The sequence below is a fragment of the Streptomyces sp. CB02923 genome, from assembly GCF_001905005.1.
Lineage (GTDB): Bacteria > Actinomycetota > Actinomycetes > Streptomycetales > Streptomycetaceae > Streptomyces.
This window is the reverse complement of the sequence record NZ_LWKZ01000024.1, coordinates 976042-997391: the sequence shown is the minus strand read 5'-3', so window position 1 is coordinate 997391 and position 21350 is coordinate 976042. Positions and strand designations below refer to the sequence as shown.

The 21350-nt window shown below is 71.5% G+C and carries 24 protein-coding genes, 1 pseudogene and 1 riboswitch; of the genes and pseudogenes, 10 read left to right on the top strand and 15 right to left on the bottom strand.

Annotated features, from left to right (window positions below; genetic code table 11):
• Positions 1-66: 66 nt before the first annotated feature.
• The 5 genes from A6A06_RS27555 to A6A06_RS27535 are packed head-to-tail and all read right to left on the bottom strand — an operon-like array spanning position 67 to position 5699.
• The gene (locus A6A06_RS27555; RefSeq protein WP_073764293.1) at positions 67-888 is read right to left on the bottom strand and encodes an enoyl-CoA hydratase; all 822 of its coding nucleotides are present in this window, start codon (positions 886-888) and stop codon (positions 67-69) included.
• Positions 885-1844 (bottom strand): 3-hydroxyisobutyrate dehydrogenase, encoded by a 960-nt coding sequence (gene mmsB / locus A6A06_RS27550; protein ID WP_073764291.1) that lies wholly within the window; start codon positions 1842-1844, stop codon positions 885-887. Before mmsB ends, A6A06_RS27555 begins: the two co-directional genes overlap by 4 nt.
• Positions 1841-2989, bottom strand: coding sequence for an enoyl-CoA hydratase/isomerase family protein (locus A6A06_RS27545; protein WP_073764289.1), 1149 nt, complete (start codon positions 2987-2989; stop codon positions 1841-1843). Before A6A06_RS27545 ends, mmsB begins: the two co-directional genes overlap by 4 nt.
• Complete coding sequence (locus A6A06_RS27540) at positions 2986-4194, bottom strand: acyl-CoA dehydrogenase family protein (protein WP_443333785.1); 1209 nt, start codon at positions 4192-4194, stop codon at positions 2986-2988. Before A6A06_RS27540 ends, A6A06_RS27545 begins: the two co-directional genes overlap by 4 nt.
• A gap of 5 nt (positions 4195-4199) precedes the next feature.
• Positions 4200-5699: a CoA-acylating methylmalonate-semialdehyde dehydrogenase gene (locus A6A06_RS27535; RefSeq protein ID WP_073764285.1), complete on the bottom strand. Its 1500-nt coding sequence runs from the start codon at positions 5697-5699 to the stop codon at positions 4200-4202.
• 204 nt (positions 5700-5903) lie between these two features.
• A riboswitch (cobalamin riboswitch) is annotated at positions 5904-6077 on the bottom strand.
• A gap of 121 nt (positions 6078-6198) precedes the next feature.
• On the opposite strand from A6A06_RS27535, the gene A6A06_RS27530 reads away from it, so the two are divergent.
• A complete protein-coding gene (locus A6A06_RS27530; protein ID WP_073764283.1) occupies positions 6199-6864 on the top strand; it encodes a hypothetical protein in 666 nt (221 codons plus the stop codon).
• Positions 6865-6876: 12 nt separating this feature from the next.
• Here the strand turns inward: A6A06_RS27530 and A6A06_RS27525 are convergent, their stop codons facing one another.
• Positions 6877-8283, bottom strand: a complete 1407-nt coding sequence (locus A6A06_RS27525; protein ID WP_073764281.1) for a short-chain fatty acyl-CoA regulator family protein — start codon at positions 8281-8283, stop codon at positions 6877-6879.
• 176 nt (positions 8284-8459) lie between these two features.
• Complete coding sequence (locus A6A06_RS42145; protein ID WP_199931188.1) at positions 8460-8627, bottom strand: hypothetical protein; 168 nt, start codon at positions 8625-8627, stop codon at positions 8460-8462.
• Here A6A06_RS42145 and aceA point away from each other — a divergent pair.
• From aceA to A6A06_RS27500, 5 genes are all read left to right on the top strand, one after another.
• Positions 8626-9909, top strand: a complete 1284-nt coding sequence (gene aceA / locus A6A06_RS27520) for an isocitrate lyase (protein ID WP_073764279.1) — start codon at positions 8626-8628, stop codon at positions 9907-9909. The two genes, A6A06_RS42145 and aceA, sit on opposite strands and share 2 nt — an antisense overlap.
• Before the next feature lie 255 nt (positions 9910-10164).
• On the top strand, positions 10165-11043 hold the full coding sequence (locus A6A06_RS27515) for a 3-hydroxybutyryl-CoA dehydrogenase (protein ID WP_073764277.1): 879 nt from the start codon (positions 10165-10167) through the stop codon (positions 11041-11043).
• Positions 11044-11220: 177 nt separating this feature from the next.
• The gene (locus tag A6A06_RS27510; RefSeq protein WP_073764727.1) at positions 11221-11979 is read left to right on the top strand and encodes a DeoR/GlpR family DNA-binding transcription regulator; all 759 of its coding nucleotides are present in this window, start codon (positions 11221-11223) and stop codon (positions 11977-11979) included.
• 151 nt (positions 11980-12130) lie between these two features.
• Positions 12131-13378 carry an MFS transporter gene (locus tag A6A06_RS27505; RefSeq protein WP_073764725.1) on the top strand — a complete coding sequence of 416 codons (1248 nt, stop codon included), beginning with the start codon at positions 12131-12133 and terminating at the stop codon, positions 13376-13378.
• A gap of 197 nt (positions 13379-13575) precedes the next feature.
• Positions 13576-13848, top strand: coding sequence for a hypothetical protein (locus tag A6A06_RS27500; RefSeq protein WP_073764275.1), 273 nt, complete (start codon positions 13576-13578; stop codon positions 13846-13848).
• Positions 13849-13952: 104 nt separating this feature from the next.
• Here the strand turns inward: A6A06_RS27500 and A6A06_RS27495 are convergent, their stop codons facing one another.
• The 4 genes from A6A06_RS27495 to A6A06_RS27480 all read right to left on the bottom strand — a co-directional run bounded on the left by A6A06_RS27495 (position 13953) and on the right by A6A06_RS27480 (position 16730).
• Positions 13953-14561 (bottom strand): response regulator transcription factor, encoded by a 609-nt coding sequence (locus A6A06_RS27495; RefSeq protein ID WP_073764273.1) that lies wholly within the window; start codon positions 14559-14561, stop codon positions 13953-13955.
• A complete protein-coding gene (locus tag A6A06_RS27490) occupies positions 14558-15691 on the bottom strand; it encodes a sensor histidine kinase (protein WP_242440962.1) in 1134 nt (377 codons plus the stop codon). Before A6A06_RS27490 ends, A6A06_RS27495 begins: the two co-directional genes overlap by 4 nt.
• Positions 15688-16008, bottom strand: a complete 321-nt coding sequence (locus A6A06_RS27485) for a hypothetical protein (RefSeq protein WP_199931187.1) — start codon at positions 16006-16008, stop codon at positions 15688-15690. The genes A6A06_RS27490 and A6A06_RS27485 overlap by 4 nt, the downstream gene beginning before the upstream one ends.
• A gap of 296 nt (positions 16009-16304) precedes the next feature.
• Positions 16305-16730: a hypothetical protein gene (locus A6A06_RS27480; protein WP_199931186.1), complete on the bottom strand. Its 426-nt coding sequence runs from the start codon at positions 16728-16730 to the stop codon at positions 16305-16307.
• A 539-nt stretch (positions 16731-17269) separates the two neighbouring features.
• On the opposite strand from A6A06_RS27480, the gene A6A06_RS27475 reads away from it, so the two are divergent.
• The 3 genes from A6A06_RS27475 to A6A06_RS42140 are packed head-to-tail and all read left to right on the top strand — an operon-like array spanning position 17270 to position 18307.
• Positions 17270-17710 (top strand): cold shock domain-containing protein, encoded by a 441-nt coding sequence (locus tag A6A06_RS27475; protein ID WP_073764269.1) that lies wholly within the window; start codon positions 17270-17272, stop codon positions 17708-17710.
• Between the two features lie 60 nt (positions 17711-17770).
• Positions 17771-18097: a thioesterase domain-containing protein gene (locus A6A06_RS43585; protein WP_079194372.1), complete on the top strand. Its 327-nt coding sequence runs from the start codon at positions 17771-17773 to the stop codon at positions 18095-18097.
• 54 nt (positions 18098-18151) lie between these two features.
• Positions 18152-18307: a hypothetical protein gene (locus A6A06_RS42140; RefSeq protein ID WP_199931184.1), complete on the top strand. Its 156-nt coding sequence runs from the start codon at positions 18152-18154 to the stop codon at positions 18305-18307.
• A gap of 144 nt (positions 18308-18451) precedes the next feature.
• On the opposite strand, the gene A6A06_RS27465 is transcribed toward A6A06_RS42140, so the two are convergent.
• From A6A06_RS27465 to A6A06_RS27460, 3 genes are all read right to left on the bottom strand, one after another.
• Positions 18452-18838 carry a hypothetical protein gene (locus A6A06_RS27465; RefSeq protein ID WP_199931183.1) on the bottom strand — a complete coding sequence of 129 codons (387 nt, stop codon included), beginning with the start codon at positions 18836-18838 and terminating at the stop codon, positions 18452-18454.
• A gap of 274 nt (positions 18839-19112) precedes the next feature.
• On the bottom strand, positions 19113-19325 hold the full coding sequence (locus tag A6A06_RS42135) for a hypothetical protein (RefSeq protein ID WP_199931230.1): 213 nt from the start codon (positions 19323-19325) through the stop codon (positions 19113-19115).
• Complete coding sequence (locus A6A06_RS27460) at positions 19261-19533, bottom strand: recombinase family protein (protein ID WP_242440961.1); 273 nt, start codon at positions 19531-19533, stop codon at positions 19261-19263. Before A6A06_RS27460 ends, A6A06_RS42135 begins: the two co-directional genes overlap by 65 nt.
• Positions 19534-19739: 206 nt before the next feature.
• Here A6A06_RS27460 and A6A06_RS27455 point away from each other — a divergent pair.
• Positions 19740-20905: pseudogene (locus A6A06_RS27455) on the top strand (IS30 family transposase).
• On the opposite strand, the gene A6A06_RS43065 reads toward A6A06_RS27455, so the two are convergent.
• Positions 20863-21291: an AAA domain-containing protein gene (locus A6A06_RS43065; protein ID WP_242440959.1), complete on the bottom strand. Its 429-nt coding sequence runs from the start codon at positions 21289-21291 to the stop codon at positions 20863-20865. The pseudogene A6A06_RS27455 and the gene A6A06_RS43065 sit on opposite strands and share 43 nt — an antisense overlap.
• Positions 21292-21350: the final 59 nt, after the last annotated feature.

Genomic DNA, 21350 nt, shown 5'->3' with positions numbered 1-21350 from the left:
CATCGGCATGGGTATCGGCGGTCACGCTCCAGCCGGTCGGGTCACCAGCCTTCCCGGGCGACGCTCCTAGCGGTGGCCGAACTCCGGTGCCCGCTTCTCCACGAAGGCCGTCATGCCTTCCTTCTGGTCCGCGGTGGCGAACACCGCGTGGAACAGGCGGCGTTCGAAGCGGACGCCCTCGGCGAGGGTGGTTTCGAAGGCCCGGTTGACGGCCTCCTTGGCCATCATCGCGACCGGCGCGGACATCGACGCCACCTGCGCGGCCACGGCGCCGGCCTCGGTCAGCAGCTCGGCGGCCGGTACCACCCGCGAGACCAGCCCGGCCCGTTCGGCCTCCACGGCGTCCATGGTGCGGCCGGTCAGGCACAGCTCCATCGCCTTGGCCTTGCCGACGGCGCGGGTCAGCCGCTGGGAGCCGCCGATGCCCGGGATGACGCCCAGCTTGATCTCCGGCTGGCCGAAGACGGCGGTGTCGGCGGCGAGCAGGATGTCGCACAGCATCGCCAGTTCGCAGCCGCCGCCCAGCGCGTGCCCGGCCACCGCCGCGACGGTCGGTGTGCGCAGCGCGCCGAGGCGGTCCCAGGCGGTGAACCAGTCGCTGAGGTACATGTCCATGTACGACTGCGGCCGCATCTCCTTGATGTCGGCCCCGGCGGCGAACGCCTTCGCCGAGCCGGTGATGACGATGCAGCCGATCTCCGGGTCGCGGTCCAGCTCCTCGGTGGCCGCCACGACCTCGGTCATCACCTGGAGGTTGAGGGCGTTGAGCGCCTTGGGGCGGTTGAGGGTGAGGGTCGCGGTACGGCCGGTGCGCTCCACGAGGATCGTCTCGTACGGCTGCGTCCGGCTGTCCGTGGGCGTGGGCGTGGGCGTGGTGGTGTCGGTCATGCGGTCGTTCCGTTCTGCTCGGTCTGCTGTGTTTCCGGCGCTCCGCCGGACCGCTGCCTGATCGTCCGGACGATCCCGGAGAAGTCCTCCGCCGCGCCGTCGCCCTCGGCGAACGCCGCGAACAGCTCGGCCGCGCGCAGGCCGAGTTCCGCGTGCACGCCGCCGTCGCGGACGGCGTTGGCGGCCAGGCCCAGATCCTTGGCCATCAGCGGCGCCGCGAACCCCGGCCGGTAGTCGCGGTTGGCCGGGCTGCCCGGCACCGGGCCCGGCACCGGGCAGTTGACGCTCAGCGCCCAGCACTGCCCGCTGGCGGTGGACGCCACGTCGTACAGGGCCTGGTGGGACAGGCCCAGGCTCTCCCCGAGGACGAACGCCTCGCTGACCCCGATCATCGATATGCCGAGGATCATGTTGTTGCAGATCTTCGCGGCCTGCCCGGCGCCCGCCGCGCCGCAGTGCACCGCCTTCTTGCCCATCACCGCGAGCAGCGGCTCGGCCCGTGCGAACTCGGCCGTCCCGCCGCCCGCCATGAACGTCAGCGTGCCGGCCTCGGCGCCGACGACGCCGCCCGAGACCGGCGCGTCCAGGGCCTGGTGGCCGGCGCGTACGGCGGCCTCGTGGGCGGCGCGGGCGTCGGCCACGTCGATGGTCGAGCAGTCCACGAACAGGGTGCCGGGCCGGGCGGCAGCGAGCAGCCCGCCGTCCTCGTAGAGGGCCAGGACATGCCGTCCGGCGGGCAGCATGGTGATCACCACGTCCGCGTCCGCCACCGCCGCCACCGCCGAACCGGCCGCCTCGACACCGGCCCCGACGGCCGCCGCCAGTGCCTCCGGCACGAGGTCGAAGCCGGTCACCCGGTGGCCGGCCTCGACGAGGTTGGCGGCCATCGGCCCGCCCATGTTCCCGAGGCCGACGAACCCGACCGTGCGGTTGCCGTTCTCTGCCGACGCGCTCACCAGGGCACCTCCTGTGTACCGGCACTGTCGGCGAGCCCCAGTTCGCGGTCGCCGAGCGGTGCGAAGAACCGGGCCACGTCCTCGTCGGTGACCTCGGTGAGGGTGGCGGGGGACCAGCGCGGCGCGCGGTCCTTGTCGATCACCTGGGCGCGGATGCCCTCGACCAGGTCGGGCGAGGCCAGCGCCGCGCACGAGACGCGGTACTCCTGGTCCAGCACCCGCTCCAGCGGCCCCAGGTCCCGGGCCCGGCGCAGCGCCGCCAGGGTCACCTTCAGCGAGGTGGGGGACTTGGCGAGGATCGTCTCGGCGGCCTCCTTGGCCTCCGGGACGCCGCTGCCGAGCAGCCGGTCCACGATCTCCTCGACGGTGCCGGCCGCGTAGCAGTGGTCGATCCACTCCCGGCGGGCCGCCAGCTCGCCTTCGGGCGCCTCCCGTACGTACCGGGGCAGCACCTCGGTCACCGGGGCGGCGGCGAGGTCCGCCACCAGCCCTTCCACCAGCTCGGACGGGACGAAGTGGTCGGCGAGCCCGCACAGCAGCGCGTCCCCGGCCCTGACCGGCGCTCCGGTCAGCGCCAGATGCGTACCCAGTTCGCCGGGCGCGAGCGCCAGCAGGTACGTGCCGCCCACGTCCGGTACGAAACCGATGCCGGTCTCGGGCATGGCGACCTTCGAGCGCTCGGTGACGACCCGTACGCTGCCGTGCGCCGAGACGCCGACCCCGCCGCCCATGACGATGCCGTCCATGACGGCGACGTACGGCTTGGGGAAGCGCGCGATACGGGCGTTGAGCCGGTACTCGTCGCGCCAGAACGCGGCGGACGCCGCACCGCCGCCGGACCGCGCGTCCGCGTGGATGGCGCGGATGTCGCCGCCCGCGCACAGCCCGCGCTCACCCGCGCCGGTGATCACCACGGTCCCGACCGCGGGATCGTGCTCCCAGGCGGCCAGGGCCGCGTCGATCCGGCCCACCATGGAGTGGTCGAGGGCGTTGAGGGCCTTCGGCCGGTTGAGGGTGAGGTACGCCGCGCGGCCCTCGGTCCGCAGCAGTACGGAGTCATCGGGCGCGGAGTCCGATGCGGAGTCCGGTGCGGAGGCCGGTGCGGATTCCGGCGTGCCGCCTCCGGGTACGCGGTCGGCGGTCATCGGGCGGCCCCCGCCCCGGCGCGGGCGCCGCCGGTCTTCGCCCCGGTCAGCCCGCGGGCCACGATCAGACGCATGATCTCGTTCGTCCCTTCCAGGATCTGGTGCACCCGAAGATCGCGGACGATCTTCTCCATGCCGTATTCACTCAGGTAGCCATAGCCGCCGTGCAGTTGCAGCGCACGGTCGGCGACGGAGTAGCCCGTGTCGGTGGCGAACCGTTTGGCCATCGCGCACAGCTGCGGCGCCTGCGGGTCGGCCCGGTCCAGCGCCTCGGCCGCCTGCCGCACCAGCGCACGGGCGGCGGCCAGCTCGGTCGCCATGTCCGCGAGCCGGAACTGCAACGCCTGCGCGTCCAGCAGCCGCCCCCCGAACGCCTCCCGGTCCGCGAGGTACGACTGCGCCGCGTGCAGGGCGCTCTGCCCGCCGCCGAGGGAGCACGCGGCGATGCCGAGCCGGCCGCCGTTGAGCCCGCTCATCGCGATGCGGAAGCCGTCGCCCTCCGCGCCGAGCAGCCGGTCCGCGGGGATGCGGACCTCGTCGAGGATCACCTGCCGGGTGGGCTGCGCGTTCCAGCCCATCTTCTTCTCGTTGGCACCGAACGACAGGCCCGGATCATCCCGCTCGACCACGAACGCCGAGATGCCGCCGGACCCTTCCTCGCCGGTACGGGCCATCACCACGTACACCCGCGAGGCCCCGGCGCCGGAGATGAACTGCTTCACGCCGGTGAGCACGTAGTCGTCACCGTCGCGCACCGCGCGGGTGCGCAGCGCCGCGGCGTCCGACCCGGCGCCCGGCTCGGTCAGGCAGTAGCTGCCCAGGTCCGCCATCGAGCACAGGCCGGGCAGCCAGCGGGTGCGCTGCGCGTCGTCGCCGTACCGGTCGATCATCCAGCCGACCATGTTGTGGATGGAGAGATAGCCCGCGATGGACGGGCAGGCGGTGGCCAGCACCTCGAAGACGAGGACGCCGTCCGCGCGGCTGAGCGCGGAGCCGCCGCACTCCTCCCGTACGTAGATCCCGCCGAGCCCCAGCCCGGCGGCCTTGCGCAGCACGTCCACGGGGAAGTGCTTGTCCTGGTCCCAGGCCACGGCGTGCGGCGCGATGTGCTCCTGCGCGAAGTCCAGCGTCGTCTCGACGATGGCGAGCTGGTCCGCGGTGAGCGAGGTCAGCGAGGCAGCCGTGGTGGTGGTCATGACGCTCATCGCGCTCAGCCCATCGTCGGGATGGTGAAGCTCGCGCCCTCCTTGACCCCGGAGGGCCAGCGCGAGGTGACGGTCTTGGTGCGGGTGTAGAAGCGGATCGCGTCCGGGCCGTGCTGGTTCAGGTCACCGAAGCCGGACCGCTTCCAGCCGCCGAAGGTGTGGTACGCGACCGGCACCGGGATCGGCACGTTCACGCCGATCATGCCGGTGTTCACCCGGCGGCTGAAGTCCCGGGCGGTGTCACCGTCGCGGGTGAAGAGCGAGACGCCGTTGCCGTACGGGTGCTCCGTGGGCAGCCGCAGCGCCTCCTCGTAGTCCGCCGCCCGTACCACCGACAGGACCGGGCCGAAGATCTCCTCCTGGTAGATCCGCATGTCCGGGGTGACCCGGTCGAAGAGCGAGGCACCCGCGAAGAAGCCTTCCTCGTGGCCGGGCAGCGTGAAGTCCCGGCCGTCGACGACCAGTTCCGCGCCCTCGCTGACGCCCAGGTCGACGTAGGCGCGGACCCGGTCCAGCGCGTCCCGGCCGACCAGCGGACCGAAGTCGGCGTGCGGGTCGTCGGAGCGGCCGATGCGCAGCGTGCCGACCCGCTCCTTGAGCCGTGCCACCAGCGCGTCGGCGGTCTCCTCGCCCACCGGTACGGCGACCGAGACCGCCATGCAGCGCTCGCCCGCCGACCCGTAACCGGCGCCGACCAGCGCGTCCACCGCCTGGTCGAGGTCGGCGTCCGGCATCACGATCAGGTGGTTCTTGGCGCCGCCGAAGCACTGGGCGCGCTTGCCGTGCGCCGCGGCGGTCGCGTAGATGTGCGCCGCGATGGGCGTCGAGCCGACGAAGCCGAGCGCCTCGACGCGCGGGTCCTCCAGCAGCGTGTCCACCGACTCCTTGCCGCCGTGGACGACGTTGAGGATGCCCGGCGGCAGCCCCGCCTCCAGGAACAGCTCGGCGAGCCGCAGCGGCACCGAAGGGGCCCGCTCGGACGGCTTCAGGATGAACGCGTTGCCGCAGGCGATGGCCGGTGCGGCCTTCCACAGCGGAATCATCGCGGGGAAGTTGAACGGGGTGATCCCGGCCACCACACCGATGGGGCGGCGCAGCGAGTGCACGTCGATGCCGGTCCCGGCGTTGTCGGTGAACTCGCCCTTGAGCAGGTGCGGGATGCCGGCCGCGAACTCCACCACCTCCAGGCCGCGCTGGAGGTCGCCGTGCGCGTCCGGGACCGTCTTGCCGTGCTCGCTCGACAGCAGCCGGGCCAGCGAGTCCCGCTCGCCCTCGACCAGGCGCAGGAAGTTGAGCAGCACGCGGGCGCGCTTCTGCGGGTTCCACTCGCCCCACTCCGGCTGGGCCGCTGCCGCGTCGGCGACGGCGGCCGTCGTCTCGGCCCGGTCCGCGAGCGGGACCCGGGCCTGCACGGTGCCGGTGTTGGGGTCGTACACATCGCCGTAGGCACCCGAAGTGCCCGGGGTGTGCTTGCCGCCGATGAAGTGGGTCAGTTCACGGACCATGGGGGCCTGCTCTCGTCAGGTGGAGTCCGGGGGATGGCACGGCCGGGCGCACGGGCGGCGCGCAGGGCGCGGGCCGTGGCGGGGCCGTGGGACGCGGAAGGCGTGGAACCGTCAGCGCGCGGGGGGTGCCGCGGGCCGGGCCGGATCACCTGGGGTGTGGGTACGCACCGGTGCCATGCGTGTCTGCTCCATCCTCGTGGACAACACGGAACAACACCCGTGGCCGGTATCCTGGCTTCCGGATCATCGCGCGCCGCCCGCCTTCCCGACCTCGCGCTCGTCAGTGGCGTGTTGCTCGGCGTCGCACTCCCCGGTCACAGTGGCGGGACCACGCCGGATTCGCACCGGCTTCCCTGCACCGCGGGTCTTCGTCACGAACATATAGTTGGACGTCCTAGTAAGTCCAGGGGTGCCGGTGATCCACTGTGCGCCCGGCGGAGGGAGCCCGGTGCCCGGCGCGTAGGGTGGCGCCCAAGATCGCCGGGAGGGGTGTACGGACATGAACTGCACGCGGACGCTGCGTACGGCGGCGGGCGCGGCGCTGGCGGGGGCACTGCTCCTCGGCACCGTGACGGCCGCAGCGGCGGATCAGGTGCGGGACGGCCGGGGGGTGTCGATCCGGAACGTCGACGTCGGTCCGGAGGGCCGGGAGGGTCCGGAAAGCCGGGAGAGCGGGGAGGGCCCGGAGAACGCCCCTCTCACGGACCCCGAGGTCCAGGGGGAGGAGCAGCCGACCCCGAGCGACGCGACCCGGGCCCGCTGGCAGCGGGAAGAGGACAACAGCAACTTCCGGGCGGCCCTCGGCATCGTCGGCTTCTCGCTCACCGTCCTGCTGGTCGTCGGCATCATCGTGGCGATCGTGGTGGTGAGGAAGCGGAAGAAGCGCAACGGCCCGCCGCCCGGGGCCGGTTTCGGCGGGCCGGGTGGGCCCGGTGGGCCGTTCCCGTACCCGCAGCCCGGCCCGCAGCAGCAGCCTGGTCCGTATCAGCAGCCCGTCTCGTACCAGCAGACTCTCCCGCCCGGTCCATACCAGCAGCCCGTCCCACCCGGTCCGTATCAACAGCCCGGCCCGCCTGCCCCGTACCAGCAGCCCGCCCCGTATCCCCAGTTCGGCCCCCCGGGTGGCCAACCGCCTCATCCCCCTCAGCAGCCCCAGGGGCAGTAGCGGTACGGCCCCTCACCCCTCCCGCACCGGATACGGCACGAACGTGCTGCTGTTCTCGTCGATCGCCAGCGGCCGGCCGAGCGGCGGTACGGCGCGCTGCGGGCACTCCAGCCGTTCGCAGACGCGGCAGCCCATGCCGATGGGGGTGGCGGCACCGGCGTTGTCCAGGTCCAGCCCGTCGGAGTAGACCAGCCGGGAGGCGTGCCGGATCTCGCAGCCGAGGCCGATGGCGAAGGTCTTGCCGGGGTCGCCCCAGCCGCCGCGGTGCCGGGTGACCGTGCGTGCCGTCCACAGGTAGCGGCGGCCGTCCGGCATGGCCGCGATCTGTACGTGGATGCGGCTGGGCGCGGTGAACGCCTCGTAGACGTTCCACAGCGGGCAGGTGCCGCCCGCCCGGGAGAAGTGGAAGCCGGTGGCGGACTGCCGCTTCGACATGTTTCCGGCCCGGTCGACCCGGACGAAGGAGAACGGCACCCCGCGCCGGTGCGGGCGCTGCAGGGTGCTCAGCCGGTGGCACACCGTCTCGTACCCGAGACCGAAGCGGTCGGTCAGCCGCTCGATGTCGTACCGCAGCTCCTCGGCCGCGGCGTGGAACGGGCCGTACGGCAGTACCAGCGCCGCGGCGAAGTAGTTGGCGACCCCGATCCGGGCCAGGGACCAGGCCGTCGAGCCCGCCTCGAAGTCCTCCGAGGCGGGCCGCGACAGCTCGTCACCGGCCTCCAGCAGCGCCAGCTGGGTGGCCATGCGGAAGGCGCGCTGCCCGGGGCGCAGCCCCGCCGACAGGCGCAGCACCCGGGCGGACGGGTCGTAGTGGTGCAGCGGCCCGCCGGTCGTGTCGACGAGGCGTACGCCGTGCCGTTCGGTGAGCCGGGCGGTCAGGGCGCGTCCCACTTCGCCGGGGCGGATGCCCAGTTCGGCGGCGAGTTCCTCGGCGGCGGTGTCGGCCTCGTGCAGATAGTTCTGCCGGCGGTAGAAGAACTCGCGGATCTCCTCGTGCGGCGAGAGCGGCACCGCCGGGTCGGTGCCGCCGTCCCGGCCCTCCGCCACCTCCGCCAGCCGCTCGGTCAGTGCCTGGTTGCGCCGGCCCAGGCCGAGCAGGACCGAGGCCACCGCGGGCTGCCGGGAGGCGAGTTCGGACAGGTCGGTGGGGGAGACCCGGCCGGCGGCCAGTTCGTCGGCCAGGGCTTCGCGCAGGTCGGCCAGGACCCGGCTGGTGTCGCGCTCGGAGAAGAAGCCGGGGTCCACCCCGAAGGTCTCGGTCAGCCGCAGCAGTACGGGCACGGTCAGCGGCCGCGAGTCGTGCTCCATCTGGTTCAGGTAGCTGGGGGAGATGGCCAGGACCCGGGCCAGCGCGGCCTGGCTGAGCCCGCGCTCCTCCCGCAGCCGCCGTAGCCGCGCCCCGGCGTAGATCTTGCTCACGGTGCCCCCTCTGTCGCTGCCGCCCGGCTCACCCTAGTCGCCGTACAGCCGCCCCGGGCCTTCGCAACCTTGGCAGAACGCCGCCACAAGATTGGCAGAACTTGGCTGGGAGCCACGGTTGATGGCACCTGGTGCCACTGCCAGAGTCGGCAGTGCGGCCCCGTCGGCAGCATTGCTCACCCCGCCACCGGGACGTCCGACGGGCCGCGCACCAGCAATTTCGGGCTGCGCATCAGCAATGCGCAGCACTGGTACGGCACTCGGTGCCGGTCCTTCGCACCGTTCACCCCGTACAGCAGTCCACCACGCACCACCGTTCGTACGAGCATCCGGGAGATGGTCATGGCACAGGCAGGTACCAAGGCGGCCGAGGAACTGGCCCGGCGCTGGGCGGCCGACCCGCGGTGGCAGGGCACCACCCGCACCCACAGCGCCGCCGACGTGCTGCGGCTGTCGGGCAGCGTCCGTGAGGAGCACACCCTGGCCCGGCGCGGCGCCGAGCGCCTGTGGAACCAGCTGCACGAACAGGACTACATCCACGCCCTCGGCGCGCTCACCGGCGGCCAGGCCGTGCAGCAGGTCAAGGCCGGGCTGCAGGCCGTCTACCTCTCGGGCTGGCAGGTCGCCGCCGACGCCAACCAGGCCGGCCACACCTACCCCGACCAGAGCCTGTACCCGGCCAACTCGGTGCCCCAGGTGGTGCGCCGCATCAACAACGCGCTGCTGCGCGCCGACCAGATCGCCACCGCCGAGGAGGCCGGGGACACCACCGACTGGCTGGTGCCCATCGTCGCCGACGCCGAGGCCGGATTCGGCGGCCCGCTGAACGCCTTCGAGCTGACCAAGGCGATGATCGAGGCGGGCGCGGCCGGTATCCACTACGAGGACCAGCTGGCCTCGGAGAAGAAGTGCGGCCACCTCGGCGGCAAGGTGCTGGTGCCCACCTCCCAGCACGTGCGCACCCTGGGCGCCGCCCGCCTGGCCGCCGACATCGCCGACGTGCCGACGGTCATCGTCGCCCGCACCGACGCCCTCGCCGCCAACCTGCTGACCAGCGACGTCGACGAGGCCGACGCCCGCTTCTGCACCGGCGAGCGCACCGCCGAGGGCTTCTACCGCGTCACCAACGGCATCGCCCCCGCCATCGCCCGCGGCCTGGCCTACGCCCCGTACGCGGACCTGCTGTGGATGGAGACCGGCACGCCCGACCTGGCCCAGGCCCGAGAGTTCGCCGAGGCGATCCACGCCCGCTACCCCGACCAGCTGCTGGCCTACAACTGCTCGCCGTCCTTCAACTGGCGCGCGGCACTGGACGACGACCGGATCGCCAAGTTCCAGCGCGAGCTGGGCGCGATGGGCTACCGCTTCCAGTTCATCACCCTGGCCGGCTTCCACTCCCTCAACCACGGCATGTTCGACCTCGCCCGCGGCTACGCCGAACACGGCATGACCGCCTACGTCGACCTCCAGGAGCGCGAGTTCGCCGCCCAGCAGCACGGCTTCACCGCCGTCAAGCACCAGCGCGAGGTCGGCACCGGCTACTTCGACCTGGTCGCCGGTGCCGTCAACCCGGCCTCCGAGACGACCGCGCTGCGCGGCTCGACCGAAGAGGAGCAGTTCCACTAGCGAGCAGTTCCGCCAGGGAGCAGTTCCACTAGGGAGCAGTTCCATCAGGGAGCAGTTCCGTCAGGGAGCGTCCGGCCCTGACCCGTCGGACGCCCACCCGTCGCGCCGGGCGTGCCCTGGAGACCTCTTCTCGGGTCCCGGGCACGCCCCGGCCGTCCCTCCCACAGCCGCCCAGGAGACGCGTATGACCCGCACCCGCACCCCCACCCCCGGCGCATCCGCCCGCCCCGTAGCGCTCCGACCGGCGGTACGGCCATGAGCACCCGCATCGCACGGGCCGGAGTCGTCGGCGGCGGCCAGATGGGCGCGGGCATCGCCGAAGTGTGCGCACGGGCCGGCCTGGACACCGTCCTGTGCGAGGCCGATGCCACCGCCGCCCGCCGCGCCCGCGAACGGGTCACCCGGTCGCTGGAACGCGCCACGGACCGCGGCAGGCTCGACCGCCCCGCGGCCGAGGACGCCCTCGCCCGGATCACCTTCACCGGGGACCTGGCCGATCTGGCCGACCGCCAGCTCGTCGTCGAGGCCGTCGTGGAACACGCCGACACCAAGACGGAGATCTTCGGCGTCCTCGACAAGACCGTCGAGGACCCGGCGGCCGTCCTCGCCACCAACACCTCGTCGATCCCCGTCATGCGCCTGGGAATGGCGACGACCCGCGCCGACCGCGTACTGGGCCTGCACTTCTTCAACCCCGTGCCGGTCATGCCGCTCGTCGAGATCGTCACCTCGCTGCACACCGCCCCCGCGGCGGCCGCCACCGCCGAGGAGTTCGCCACCACCGTCCTCGGCAAGACCGCGATCCGCTCCAGGGATCGCGCGGGGTTCGTGGTCAACGCCCTCCTGGTGCCCTACCTCCTGGCCGCGGTCCGCATGGCGGAGTCCGGCTTCGCCACCGCCGACGACGTGGACGCGGGCATGGAACTGGGCTGCGCCCACCCCATGGGCCCCCTGCGGCTCGCCGACCTCATCGGCCTCGACACCGTCGCCGCCATCGCCCGGTCCCTGTACGAGGAGTTCAAGGAACCGCTGTACGCCCCGCCACCGCTCCTCCAGCGCATGGTGGAAGCGGGGCTGCTGGGCCGCAAGACGGGGCGCGGATTCCACACCTACGACAGCATCTACGACAGCTGAAACGCCGCGGGTCACCAGCCGCTCCAGTGGCAGCCACCGGGGCTGGCTCGATCCCCACCAGGAACGCACACTCAGCGTGGGTGTTTATCGCCTCCCGATACCCCAGTAGGGCAGAAGGACCAACGGGGAACAGGGCAGAAACTCGCACCCAGCGTGTTGATGTGCTACATCAGCGACATGAATGTCTCCGAACGCCACCGGTTCATCCTGGCCCTGCTGGCCGAACGCAACCGGGCCTCCGTGGCCGAACTCGCCCGCACCACCAAGACGTCGGAGATGACCATCCGCCGGGACCTGGAGCTGCTGGAGTCCCGGGGAGCCCTGCGCCGGGTGCACGGAGGCGCCGTGACCGCCCTGCTCAGCGGGGTCGAACCGCCGTACGCGGTGCGTTCCATGGTGGGCCACGAGACCAAGGCGAAGCTGGCCGACGTGGTCGTGCGGATGCTCACCGACGGGGAGACCGTCGCCCTGGACACCGGCACCACGGCGGTGGCCGTCGCCCATGCCATGGCGGGCCGCAGGCTGACCGTCACCCCGCTGTCCCTGCACGCGACCATGCCGCTCACCGAGCAGGAGGGCATCCGCCTGCTGCTCCCCGGCGGGCAGGTCCGGCCGGGGGAGCTGTCCTTCCACGGGGAGACGGCCCTGCGCACCTTCGAGGACCTGCGCTACGACACCTTCATCCTGGGCTGCTGCGGAGTGGACGCGGCCAATGGGGCCACCGCCTACAGCCTGGACGACGTCCACGTGAAGCGGGTCGCCGTGCGGGCGGCGCGGCGCATCATCCTGGTGGCCACCGCGGAGAAGCTGGGACGGGTGGCGCTCGGCAGGATCTGCTCGGTCGAACAGCTCGACGTGGTGGTGACCGACGCGGCCCAGGGCACCCCGGTGGCGGAGGAGATGCGCGCCGCGGGGGTGAACATCGTGCACGTGTGACGGCTCCGGTGGGCTTTCCGGTGCGGGGCCGGAAGCACGGGGCCGGAAGCGCGCCAGCCCGTACGTGACCGGAAGTGCCCCGCCCTGTACGTGACCGGAAGTGCGCCGACGATCTTACGCACACGAAAACTGTGCGTTATGGTCAGCCATGATGAGTGAATCGACTGCTGCCTCCTCCGTCGGACCGCCGGAGCGGCGCCTGCGCACGGCGCGCGCCGGTACCTTCGCGGCCTTCGCGCTCAACGGTTTCGTCATGGGAATGTGGATCGTGCACATCCCCGCCATCGAGCACCGGGTCGGCATCACCCATGCCGTACTGGGCTGGCTGCTGCTCTTCCTGGGCGTCGGCGCCTTCGCGGGAATGCAGGTCTGCGGGGCGCTGGCCGACCGGTTCGGCAGCCGCAACGTCGTGCTGGCCGGTGGCGCCCTGTGCAGCGCGACGGTCGTCCTGCCCGGTCTGGCGGACTCGCCGTGGACCCTGGCGGCGGCCCTCCTGGCCCTCGGCTTCGGCAACGGCTGCCTGGACGTCAGTATGAACACGCAGGCTGTTCAGGTCGAGCGCGGTTACGGCCGGCCGGTGATGTCCGCCTTTCACGCGGTGTTCTCGGTCGGCGGCGTCATCGCCGCGTTGATCGGCGCGCGCACCATCAGCTGGGAGTGGCGGCCCGCCCTGACCCTCACCGGGGTGGCGGTGGCCGGCGTACTGATCACGCTCGCGCTGGTGCCGGGCCTGCTGCCCCCGGAAAGCCCCGCACCCGCCACGACGAGCCCGAAGACGACGGCAACCCCGGCGGCCGCGGCCCCCAAACGCCGTACGCCGTCCCAGGTCTGGGCGCTGGGCGTACTCGCCTTCATGCTCATGCTGTGCGAGGGCGTCGCGAACGACTGGAGTGTGCTGCACCTCAAGGACGTGCTCGACGCTCCCGCCGCGACCGCCGCGCTGGCGTACGGCGGTTTCTCCACCGCCATGACCGTGGGCCGGTTCGCCACCGACCGGGTCGTGACCCGCTTCGGCCGGGTGTCCGTCGTACGGTACGGCGCCGGCCTCGGGGCCCTCGGCCTGGCCGTCGCCTCGCTCTCCCCCTGGGTGCCCCTGGCCCTCCTCGGCTGGGCCCTTTTCGGCATCGGCCTGTCCGGGTGCATTCCGCAGTTCTTCACCGCGGCGGGCAATGTGGACCCGGCGTCGTCCGGGGCGAACGTGTCCCGTGTGGCGGGCATGGGATACGTGGGAATGCTGGCGGGCCCCGCCGTCATCGGGCCGCTCACCCATCTCGTACCCCTGAACCTAACCTTCTTCCTGCCGGTCGCCTTCTGCGCGGCGGCGGCCTGCGCCGCCGGGATCCTCCGCCCGGCCCGCGGCGCGGCCACCGCTCCCGAACCGGCACGGGCGAAGGCGTGAACCGCTGCCCGGTCAGGCCGGTCCGGGGGAGTCCGCGGCGGCGATCACGTACGCGCACAGGGCCTTGTGCTCCTGTACCGGCCGCGCGGCCTGGGCACCACCACCGTGGCCTCGACCTGCGGACGGACACCTCCGACTCGGACAGCTCCGGCACGGACAGCCATCAGGAAAGACCGGCACCGTCCGTCCTGGACGCTTTGCCGGACACCGGGAGGGCCGAGGGCCTGGGCCCCCGGCAGGTGTCGGCGGATCAACGGGCCCGCCTGGAGAAGCTGCTGCGGGATCCGTCCCTGCGGCTCAAGGAGGACGGCCGCAGCTGCTGCGCCTCCTGTCCCGCACGGCCGACGCGAAACCGGCAATGCACAAACTCGCCGCGGCGGTGCCGTACGTACCACTGCCCGGAGGCGGTGGCCGTCCTGGCCAAGGAATACGTCACGACGTGGCTGGAGTTCGCACAAGGGCTGATCTGAGCGGGCGACAGACACGTAACCGAAGGAGCGGCGCGGCGGCCTACCTGACATCGCCCACCTTTCCGCCGGTACCCGGACGCGCCGGGCCCCGCAACCGTCGTGCACTACAGCCAGCCACGCTCGTCGGCGACGCGCAGTGCCTCCATCCGATTGCGGGTCCGGGTCTTGGTGGTCGCCGCCGACAGGTAGTTGCGGACGGTCCCTTCGGACAGGTAGAGGTTGGCCGCGATCTCGGCCACGGTGGCGCCGGATCGCGCGGCGATCAGCACATCGCGCTCCCGGGCGGTGAGCGGGGACTCGCCCGCCGCCAGCGTCGCCACGGCCAGCGCCGGGTCCACGACGCGCTCGCCCTGCGTCACCCGGCGGATGGCGTCCGCCAGCACCTCCACGGGGGCGTCCTTGACCACGAACCCGACGGCACCGGCCTCCATGGCCCGGCGCAGATAGCCCGCGCGGCCGAACGTCGTGAGGATGACCACGCGGCAGTCCGGCACCTGTTTGGCAAGTACCGCCGCCGCGGCCAGTCCGTCGAGCCCCGGCATCTCGATGTCGAGCAGCGCCACGTCCGGCCGGGCCCGCCGGGCCGCGTCCACGATCTCGTCACCCCGTCCGACGGAAGCGACGACGTCGAAGTCCTCCTCCAGACCCAGCAGGGCGCACAGCGCCTGGCGGATCAGCGCCTGGTCATCGGCGAGCAGCAGACGGATCGTCATGACAGGGCAGCCACCGTTTCTCCCACCGACACCCGCAGGCGCCAGCCGCGCGGGCTCGCCGGCCCGGCCTCCACCCGGCCGCCGGCCGCCGCGACCCGTTCCCGCAGGCCGGACAGGCCGTTGCCGTACGGGGCGCAGCTGCCCACGCCGTCGTCGCGGACTTCCACTTCCAGGGCCGAGAGCGTGACCGTGCACCGGCTGGCGCGGGCGTGGCGCGCCACGTTGGTCAGGCCCTCGCGTACCACCCAGCCGAACAGTTCCTGGTACGAGACGTCCACCACGTCGGTGGCCGTGGGCAGGTCGGCGGTGACACCCGACGCCCGCAGCAGCTCCCGGCCGCGGGCCAGTTCGTTGACGAGCGTCACCTCCCGGTAGCCCGACACGGCGGCCCGGACGTCGGCGAGCGCCTGCCGGGTCAGCGTCTCCACCTCGGTGATCTCGGGGAGCGCGCGGGAGTCCTCGCCGGCGGCGAGCCGGCGCGCGAGCGCGCTCTTGACCGTGATGGCGGTGAGCGAATGGCCGAGGAGGTCGTGCAGGTCCCGTGCGATCCGGGCCCGTTCGGCCTCCGACGCCAGCCGCGCCACCTCGGCCCGCGCCTCGACCAGGGAGCGGTTGGCGCGCGCGATCTCGGAGAAGGCGTACACGGTCAGGGAGGTGAAGACGATCGCGAGCGCCTGGCCCCAGCCGGGCCCGTCGTGCCACGAGCGCACCAGGCACGGGACGACGAGGCTGGCGAGCGCGCAGGCCGCCACGGTCAGCGCCACGTAGCGCCGTACGAAGACGGCCGCCATCGAGACGATGACGGCGCACAGGAAGAAGGCGTCGGTGCGGGCGAACGGCAGGGCCGCGAGGAACAGCGCGCCCATCGCGCCGAGCATCAGCCAGAACGGGGTCCAGGCGAGCCGCGCGGCCGAGGCGCCGGCCAGCGCGCAGCAGCAGCAGAAGCCGGCCACGATCAGATATCCGGCGATGGCGTCCGAGCCGTGTGAGTACTCTGGTATCCCCGCTGCCGTCACCAAGGGGAAGACGAGCATCCCGGCGGCCAGCACCAGCCGCCGCCAGCCCTGCGACCAGCGCTCGGGAGTGACGGCCGACCAGTCGCCCGGTGGCCTCATACCTTCGTACGTCACAGCGCGCCACCGTCCTTGCCGTCGGATGCGCGGCCGTCGCCGCGCCGTCCGTCCACGGTATCCATGACCTGCGGCACGTCCGTGATCAAGGAATGGCGTCCGGCCACCGCCCGGGGCGGGGGAGCGTCGGCGGTGCCGCGCTCCGGCCGGAGCGCGGCGAAGACCCGGCGGCGCGAGGCCCCGGCGAGCCGCTCCCTTGCCCGTACGGCCGCCTGTCCGGCAATCCGCCCGGCGCCGCGGCCTTCACACACCACGGCACGGCTGTGGAGGAGTTGGCTGCCGTGGCCACTTGCCGGACCGGGGTGTTCTCCGTTCACGGTGGCCATGATGGCTGAGCCGTCCCGGCCCTGACAGTGATATCTCCCATCGCTCGATCATGACTTTTGTCATGGGTGGAAGATCGTTCAAGTCGCCGGTCGACAGGAGTGCAGGCCGCGGACGGAGCGTGCCGGAGCTGGCCGTACCCGGCCTCTCGGTGCCGCCCCAGCCGGCGGGCTCCGTGGCCGAGGAGCCGGCCGCCAAAAAACACGGACACGTGCCGGGCCGGTCCGGTTCGGGGGGGCACGGGGCCCGAACCGGACCGGCGCGCGAGCTTGAGGGCAGCTGCCTGCTTCTACTTGGCGAACACCGAGCGCAGCAGCTTGCCGTTGGCCTTCGCGACGACGCCCAGCAGGATCAGCCCACACACAGCCTGCTCGATCCGCAGCCACACGGGGAAGGCGCCGGGCAACGCGACAATGATGGCGATGGCCACCACCATGATTCCCGAGGCCAGCCGGAGCCGGAGGAAGGACTTGCTGTGGCCGCGCGAGGCCCGGGTCACGAACGAGGTCATGAGCAGGGAAGTGGCGACGACGATGATGCAGCGGACCCAGGCGGCGTCGGTCGCGATGTCCGGGTGGTCACGCAACAGAATGAGGGCGATGAGCGTGAGAACGCTGAGGCCGACGTAGTAGCCGACGAGCCTTTTGGTGCCGCGGAACGCCTGCTGGACGCTTTCATCGTTCAGGCGTTCCTCCGCGATGACCCGGGTTGCCATGGTGGTCCTTTCGTCTTTCTGCCGGTTCTTGGGTGAAGGTCACGTTGGGCCTGCGGGCTGTCTTTCCGGAATTCCATCCGTGCCCCTGCCGCGTATTTCACGGTTACTCATGATGCGCGTCCGCGCCGTGCTCCTGGTAGTGAGATCTCCCATTGGTCGCTCATGACAAATGTCATGCATTTCTCAAGGGTGGCAGACGCTCTCTGAATTGCCTCGTGCCGGTCACCCAGCCCCGGTGAGCTGCACATTCGCCCGACACCTCACCCCTGACACGGGAGGGGAAGACCCTAGGGGAGACGGTCGTGCCCCGCGTCCCGCACGCAGGAAGCCGCTTCACCACCGTTGCGGCTGCGGTGCCCCGATGCCCCGATGCCCCGATGCCCCGATGACTGGATGACTTGATGGGCCCTCAAGTCCGGGTGTCCAGAGCGGTGTGCGGGAATGGCTCGTGCGATCCGTCGAGCGTAGGTACGTTGGGGGCAGGCGCCAAAGGGGCGCCGGTCTTTGTGTCGGCGGTCTTCCGAAAAGGTGTGGTTGTTGTGCTGATGACGGGGAAGGTCCTGCGGTTCGACGAGGTCCGCGGTTACGGCTTCATCGCTCCCGACTCGGGGGACGAGGACGTCTTCATGCACGCGAACGACCTGCTCAACGAGAAAACGTATTACCAAGCGGGTAACGAGGTCGAGTTCTTCATGGAGACAGGGGCGAAGGGCCCCAAGGCGTCGCAGATCCGCCTCCTGCACAAGCCGACCGGCAGGCAGCTGTCCAGCAACTCGCTGGCGTCCGCTCCACTGCGCCCAGCGGTGCAGACGAGCCGGCCGGACGACGGGACCTGCGACGTACTGACCACTGACGACCTGCGGGTGGAGCTGCTCGAAACCCTCCTCGCGGCCGACGAGACCTTGACGGCCGCACAGATCCAGCGGATCCGCGCGAGCATCGTCGACGTGGCGCGCGGACACGGCTGGGTCGAAGCATGAGGGTCGGCGCGTCCGTCCAACACGGCACGAGACGGGACCCGTTAAGCGTCAAAGACGCGCATCGACCGCGCTCGACCACTCCGCCCCCGCCTCCGCCCGCCCCGCTCCCGGGAACGGGGGCCGGGGGCGGAACCGGGAAAGGGCCGCCAGGACCGCCGCGGGGAGCAGCCGATCGGTACGGTCGCGGCCATGGCCGACCAACTGGCCGCGGCCCTGCGCCCGTGGACCGACGTGCCCTTCGCCTTCTTCGGCCACAACATGGGGGCCGTGCCGGCCTACGAGACCGCGCTGCGGCTGGAGAAGGACGGCATCAGACGGCCACCAGCAGGAGATCAACAAGCGCCTGGCCGACCACATCCACGCCACGTCCTGACGCCGTCTCCATGACGTACACGTCGCCGCTCTGGCCCGTCTCCGTGAAAGGCGTCGCGCTCGACGGGCGTGGCCGGGTGCTCCTGCTGCGGCTTCGAGGAGGCCCGCGAAGGCTTTACCGTCCGTCTCTCCGACCTGCCGTCGATGCCCGCTCTCGACAGGAACAGCGAGCACTACCGATGGTTCGTCGAGCAGGTCAACACAGCCCTCGGCTCGCCCAAGTGACTCGCTCCGCATCTGAGGTGCCTCACAACTGAGGCACCTCAGATTTCAAGCACAGGTTCTGAATTCGAAGACCCGCGTTGCTTGATGCGGCACCAGCGGTAGTCCACGCGGAAACTGCGGTTCTGTCGGGCTTTCTGGAATGTGTCAGCCGCGCGTGTAGAAGTCGAAGGTGGTGAATTTGGCGGGCGCACAGCTGACGCTGAAGGCCTGCCAGTTGGGACGCGGTCCCAACAGGGGGCCGGAGACCCGCCGTCCGTCGGCGCAGTTCACGACCACCTTGAGGCGACCGGACTGCACCAGGCAGGTGAACTGGACCACCTGGAAGGGTGCACGGCTGAAGTACCGACAGTTGAAGGCGGCGGCGATGCCGGCGTCGGCGCGCTCACTGCTCGCGGTGTCTGAGAGGGAGGTGGCGGCCTGAGCCTGGGCAACCGGCTTGACCGTGCCGGTCGGTGCGGCGGATGCCGCTGCTGGCGCGGCGAAGAGAGCGGCACTGGCCGCTGTCATGACGACTAACGGTTTGATCGTCAAGGACGCGATGGACTCACGTCCGAAAAGCGGTCGACGCATGAGATCACCTCGGATTGGCTAGGCCAGTTCCCTGGCCCTGCGGCACAGCATGCCAAGGGCCTAGTCGCGGACGCTACGTTACTTTGCATGAGATCTGCCCGCCCGACCAAGGTCGATTTATCACTTTTTACAGGGCGCTTCGGTTACGCCCCGCACACGGACCACGGTAGGCCCGACTCGTCCACGGAGCCCATCCCGAGCGCGGCGATTTCTTCCGCCCGCTCCAGCGCCCGCTTCATCTGCGGGCCCGACACCCGCACCGGCCCGCGCCGCAGCTGATCGGTGACGACACCGGTGAGCGCACGGCGGCCCAGACGAGAAGCGGGCAGACGGCGTAGCGGTCGGCGGCCGGGCCGCCGACCTTCTCGCCGGCGGCAATGCGTTCACCGGCCTCGGTGAGGGTCTCGGCCAGGGCCAGGCCCTTCTCCTGGTCCAGGACCTCCAGCATGTCGGCCTTCGCGCGGCCGGCGTCCCGGCCGCGCGTAGTCGAGCAGCTTGCCGAACTTCGGGCGTTCCAGGGGGTGGAGGCGGCTGGAGGTGCCGGCCTCTTCCTCGAAGACGATCGGGTCCTCGATCCCGGCCTCGGCGAGGACGAGGTCCTGGCGGGCGGTCGACTGCTGGTCGGTCGAGAACCGCTTGTAGACCAGGTTCGCCACGAAGGGCCCCTTCCTGACGGAGGATCGGACCCTACCCGTAGTTAAACCCTGTCATCGATGACCATCGGATCCGATTGGATCGGCGCCGCCCCGAGCCCCGGAAATCCACGGTCCATCGGACGCGTCGGCGGCCTGTCGTCATTCGTTGGCACCCTCAAGTGATCAACGCACCACCCACGGATGATCATGTGATCGTGGAGGCACAGGTGCGTGACTACGGGCTCTCACCAGCTCAGCAGGATGAGATCTGGAGACGCCGGCACGACGGGCAGTCGTTCAGCTTGATCAGGCGGGCGCTCGGGGCACCGATGCAGAGTGCCCGTCGATTCCTGCACCAGAGCGGCGGCGTCCGCCTCTCCCCGCAGCAGCGAGCAGAGCGGCATCTGAGCGGCGGAGAGCGCGAAGAGACATCCCGCGGCATCGCCGCCGGGGAATCTGGCCGGCAGCCGGCCAGGCGGCTGGGCAGATCGCCTTCGACCGTCTCCCGCGAGATCGCCCGCATCGGAGGCCGGGACCGCTATCGTGCCGCATTCGCCGATGGGGCCGCCTACGCGCGCGGGGCCGGCCCAAGCAGGCCAAGCTCGCCCAACGACCAGCTTTGCGCGCTCTGGTGGAGGCGAAGCTGGCTCTGTGCTGGTCTCCCGATCAGATCGCAGGGTGGCTGCGACGCCAGTTCCCCGGCGACGCCGCCATGCAGATTTCGCACGAAGCGATCTACCTCTCGCTCTACGGCCCTCGTCGCCGCCAGGCGATCGACCGCAGCCTGACTCAGCGCCTGCGGTCAGCCAGGCCCATGCGCCGCCCGAAGATCGCCCGTCGGCCTACCGGGCGGGGCATCATCCGCGGCATGGTGTCCATCACCGCCCGCCCCGCCGAGGTCGAGGACCGGAAGGCCCCCGGTCATGGGGAGGGAGACCTGGTGATGGGCACCAGGCCCTCGGCGGTCGCCACGCTCGTCGAGCGCACCAGCCGCTACACGACCATCGTCGCGCTGCCGGACGGCATCAAGGCCGAACAGGTCACCCCGTACCTCACCAGGAGCCTCCTCGGCATCCCGCCCCACCTGCGGCGGACGCTCACCTGGGACCGCGGCCGGGAGACCGCCGAGCACCAGGCCATCACCGCCGGGACCAGGATGCCGATCTACCTCTGCAAGCCGCGGAGCCCGTGGCAGCGAGGCACCAACGAGAAGACCGACCGGCTGCTTCGGCAGTACCTCCCCAAGGGCGCGGACCTCCGCACGTTCAGCCAGGCCGACCTGGACACCATCGCCCACGAGCTCAACCATGGTCCGCGCAAGACCCATGGCTACCGCACTCCGGCAGAGGTCTACGCTGACCTCCTGAACAGCGTTGATGCGCTGCCCGCTTGAGCTCGCCGAGCGCGTGAAGCGTCCTGAACGCTTTTCTCGGCGTCGCGCAGTGTGCGCGCGAGCGCTGTGTCGTCCACGGAGGCTGCGTGCTGGCGCCCGTCATTCCATTCCCTCTCGGCCGCGGCGAAGCCGGCGAGCGCGAGGCAGCCCGCGGCGGCCTCGTGCTCCGTGTTGCTCTTGGCGTTCTTCCGCGCCGAACCCGTCCGTACGATGCTGCCGGGCACCAGCGTGTCGCAGCGGCGCCAGACCTCGTCCACCGCCTCGTTGTTGGTGGACGCGACCAGTACGGTCTGACCGGCGGAGATCGCGGTGGCGACGAGATTGGCGACCAGCTGACTCTTGCCGGTGCCGGGCGGGCCGGTGGCCACCGTGAGCCGGCGGGTCATCGCGGACCGGAGCACCGCGGTCTGTGCCTCGTTGCAGGGCAGTGGCGCCACGAGGGGCG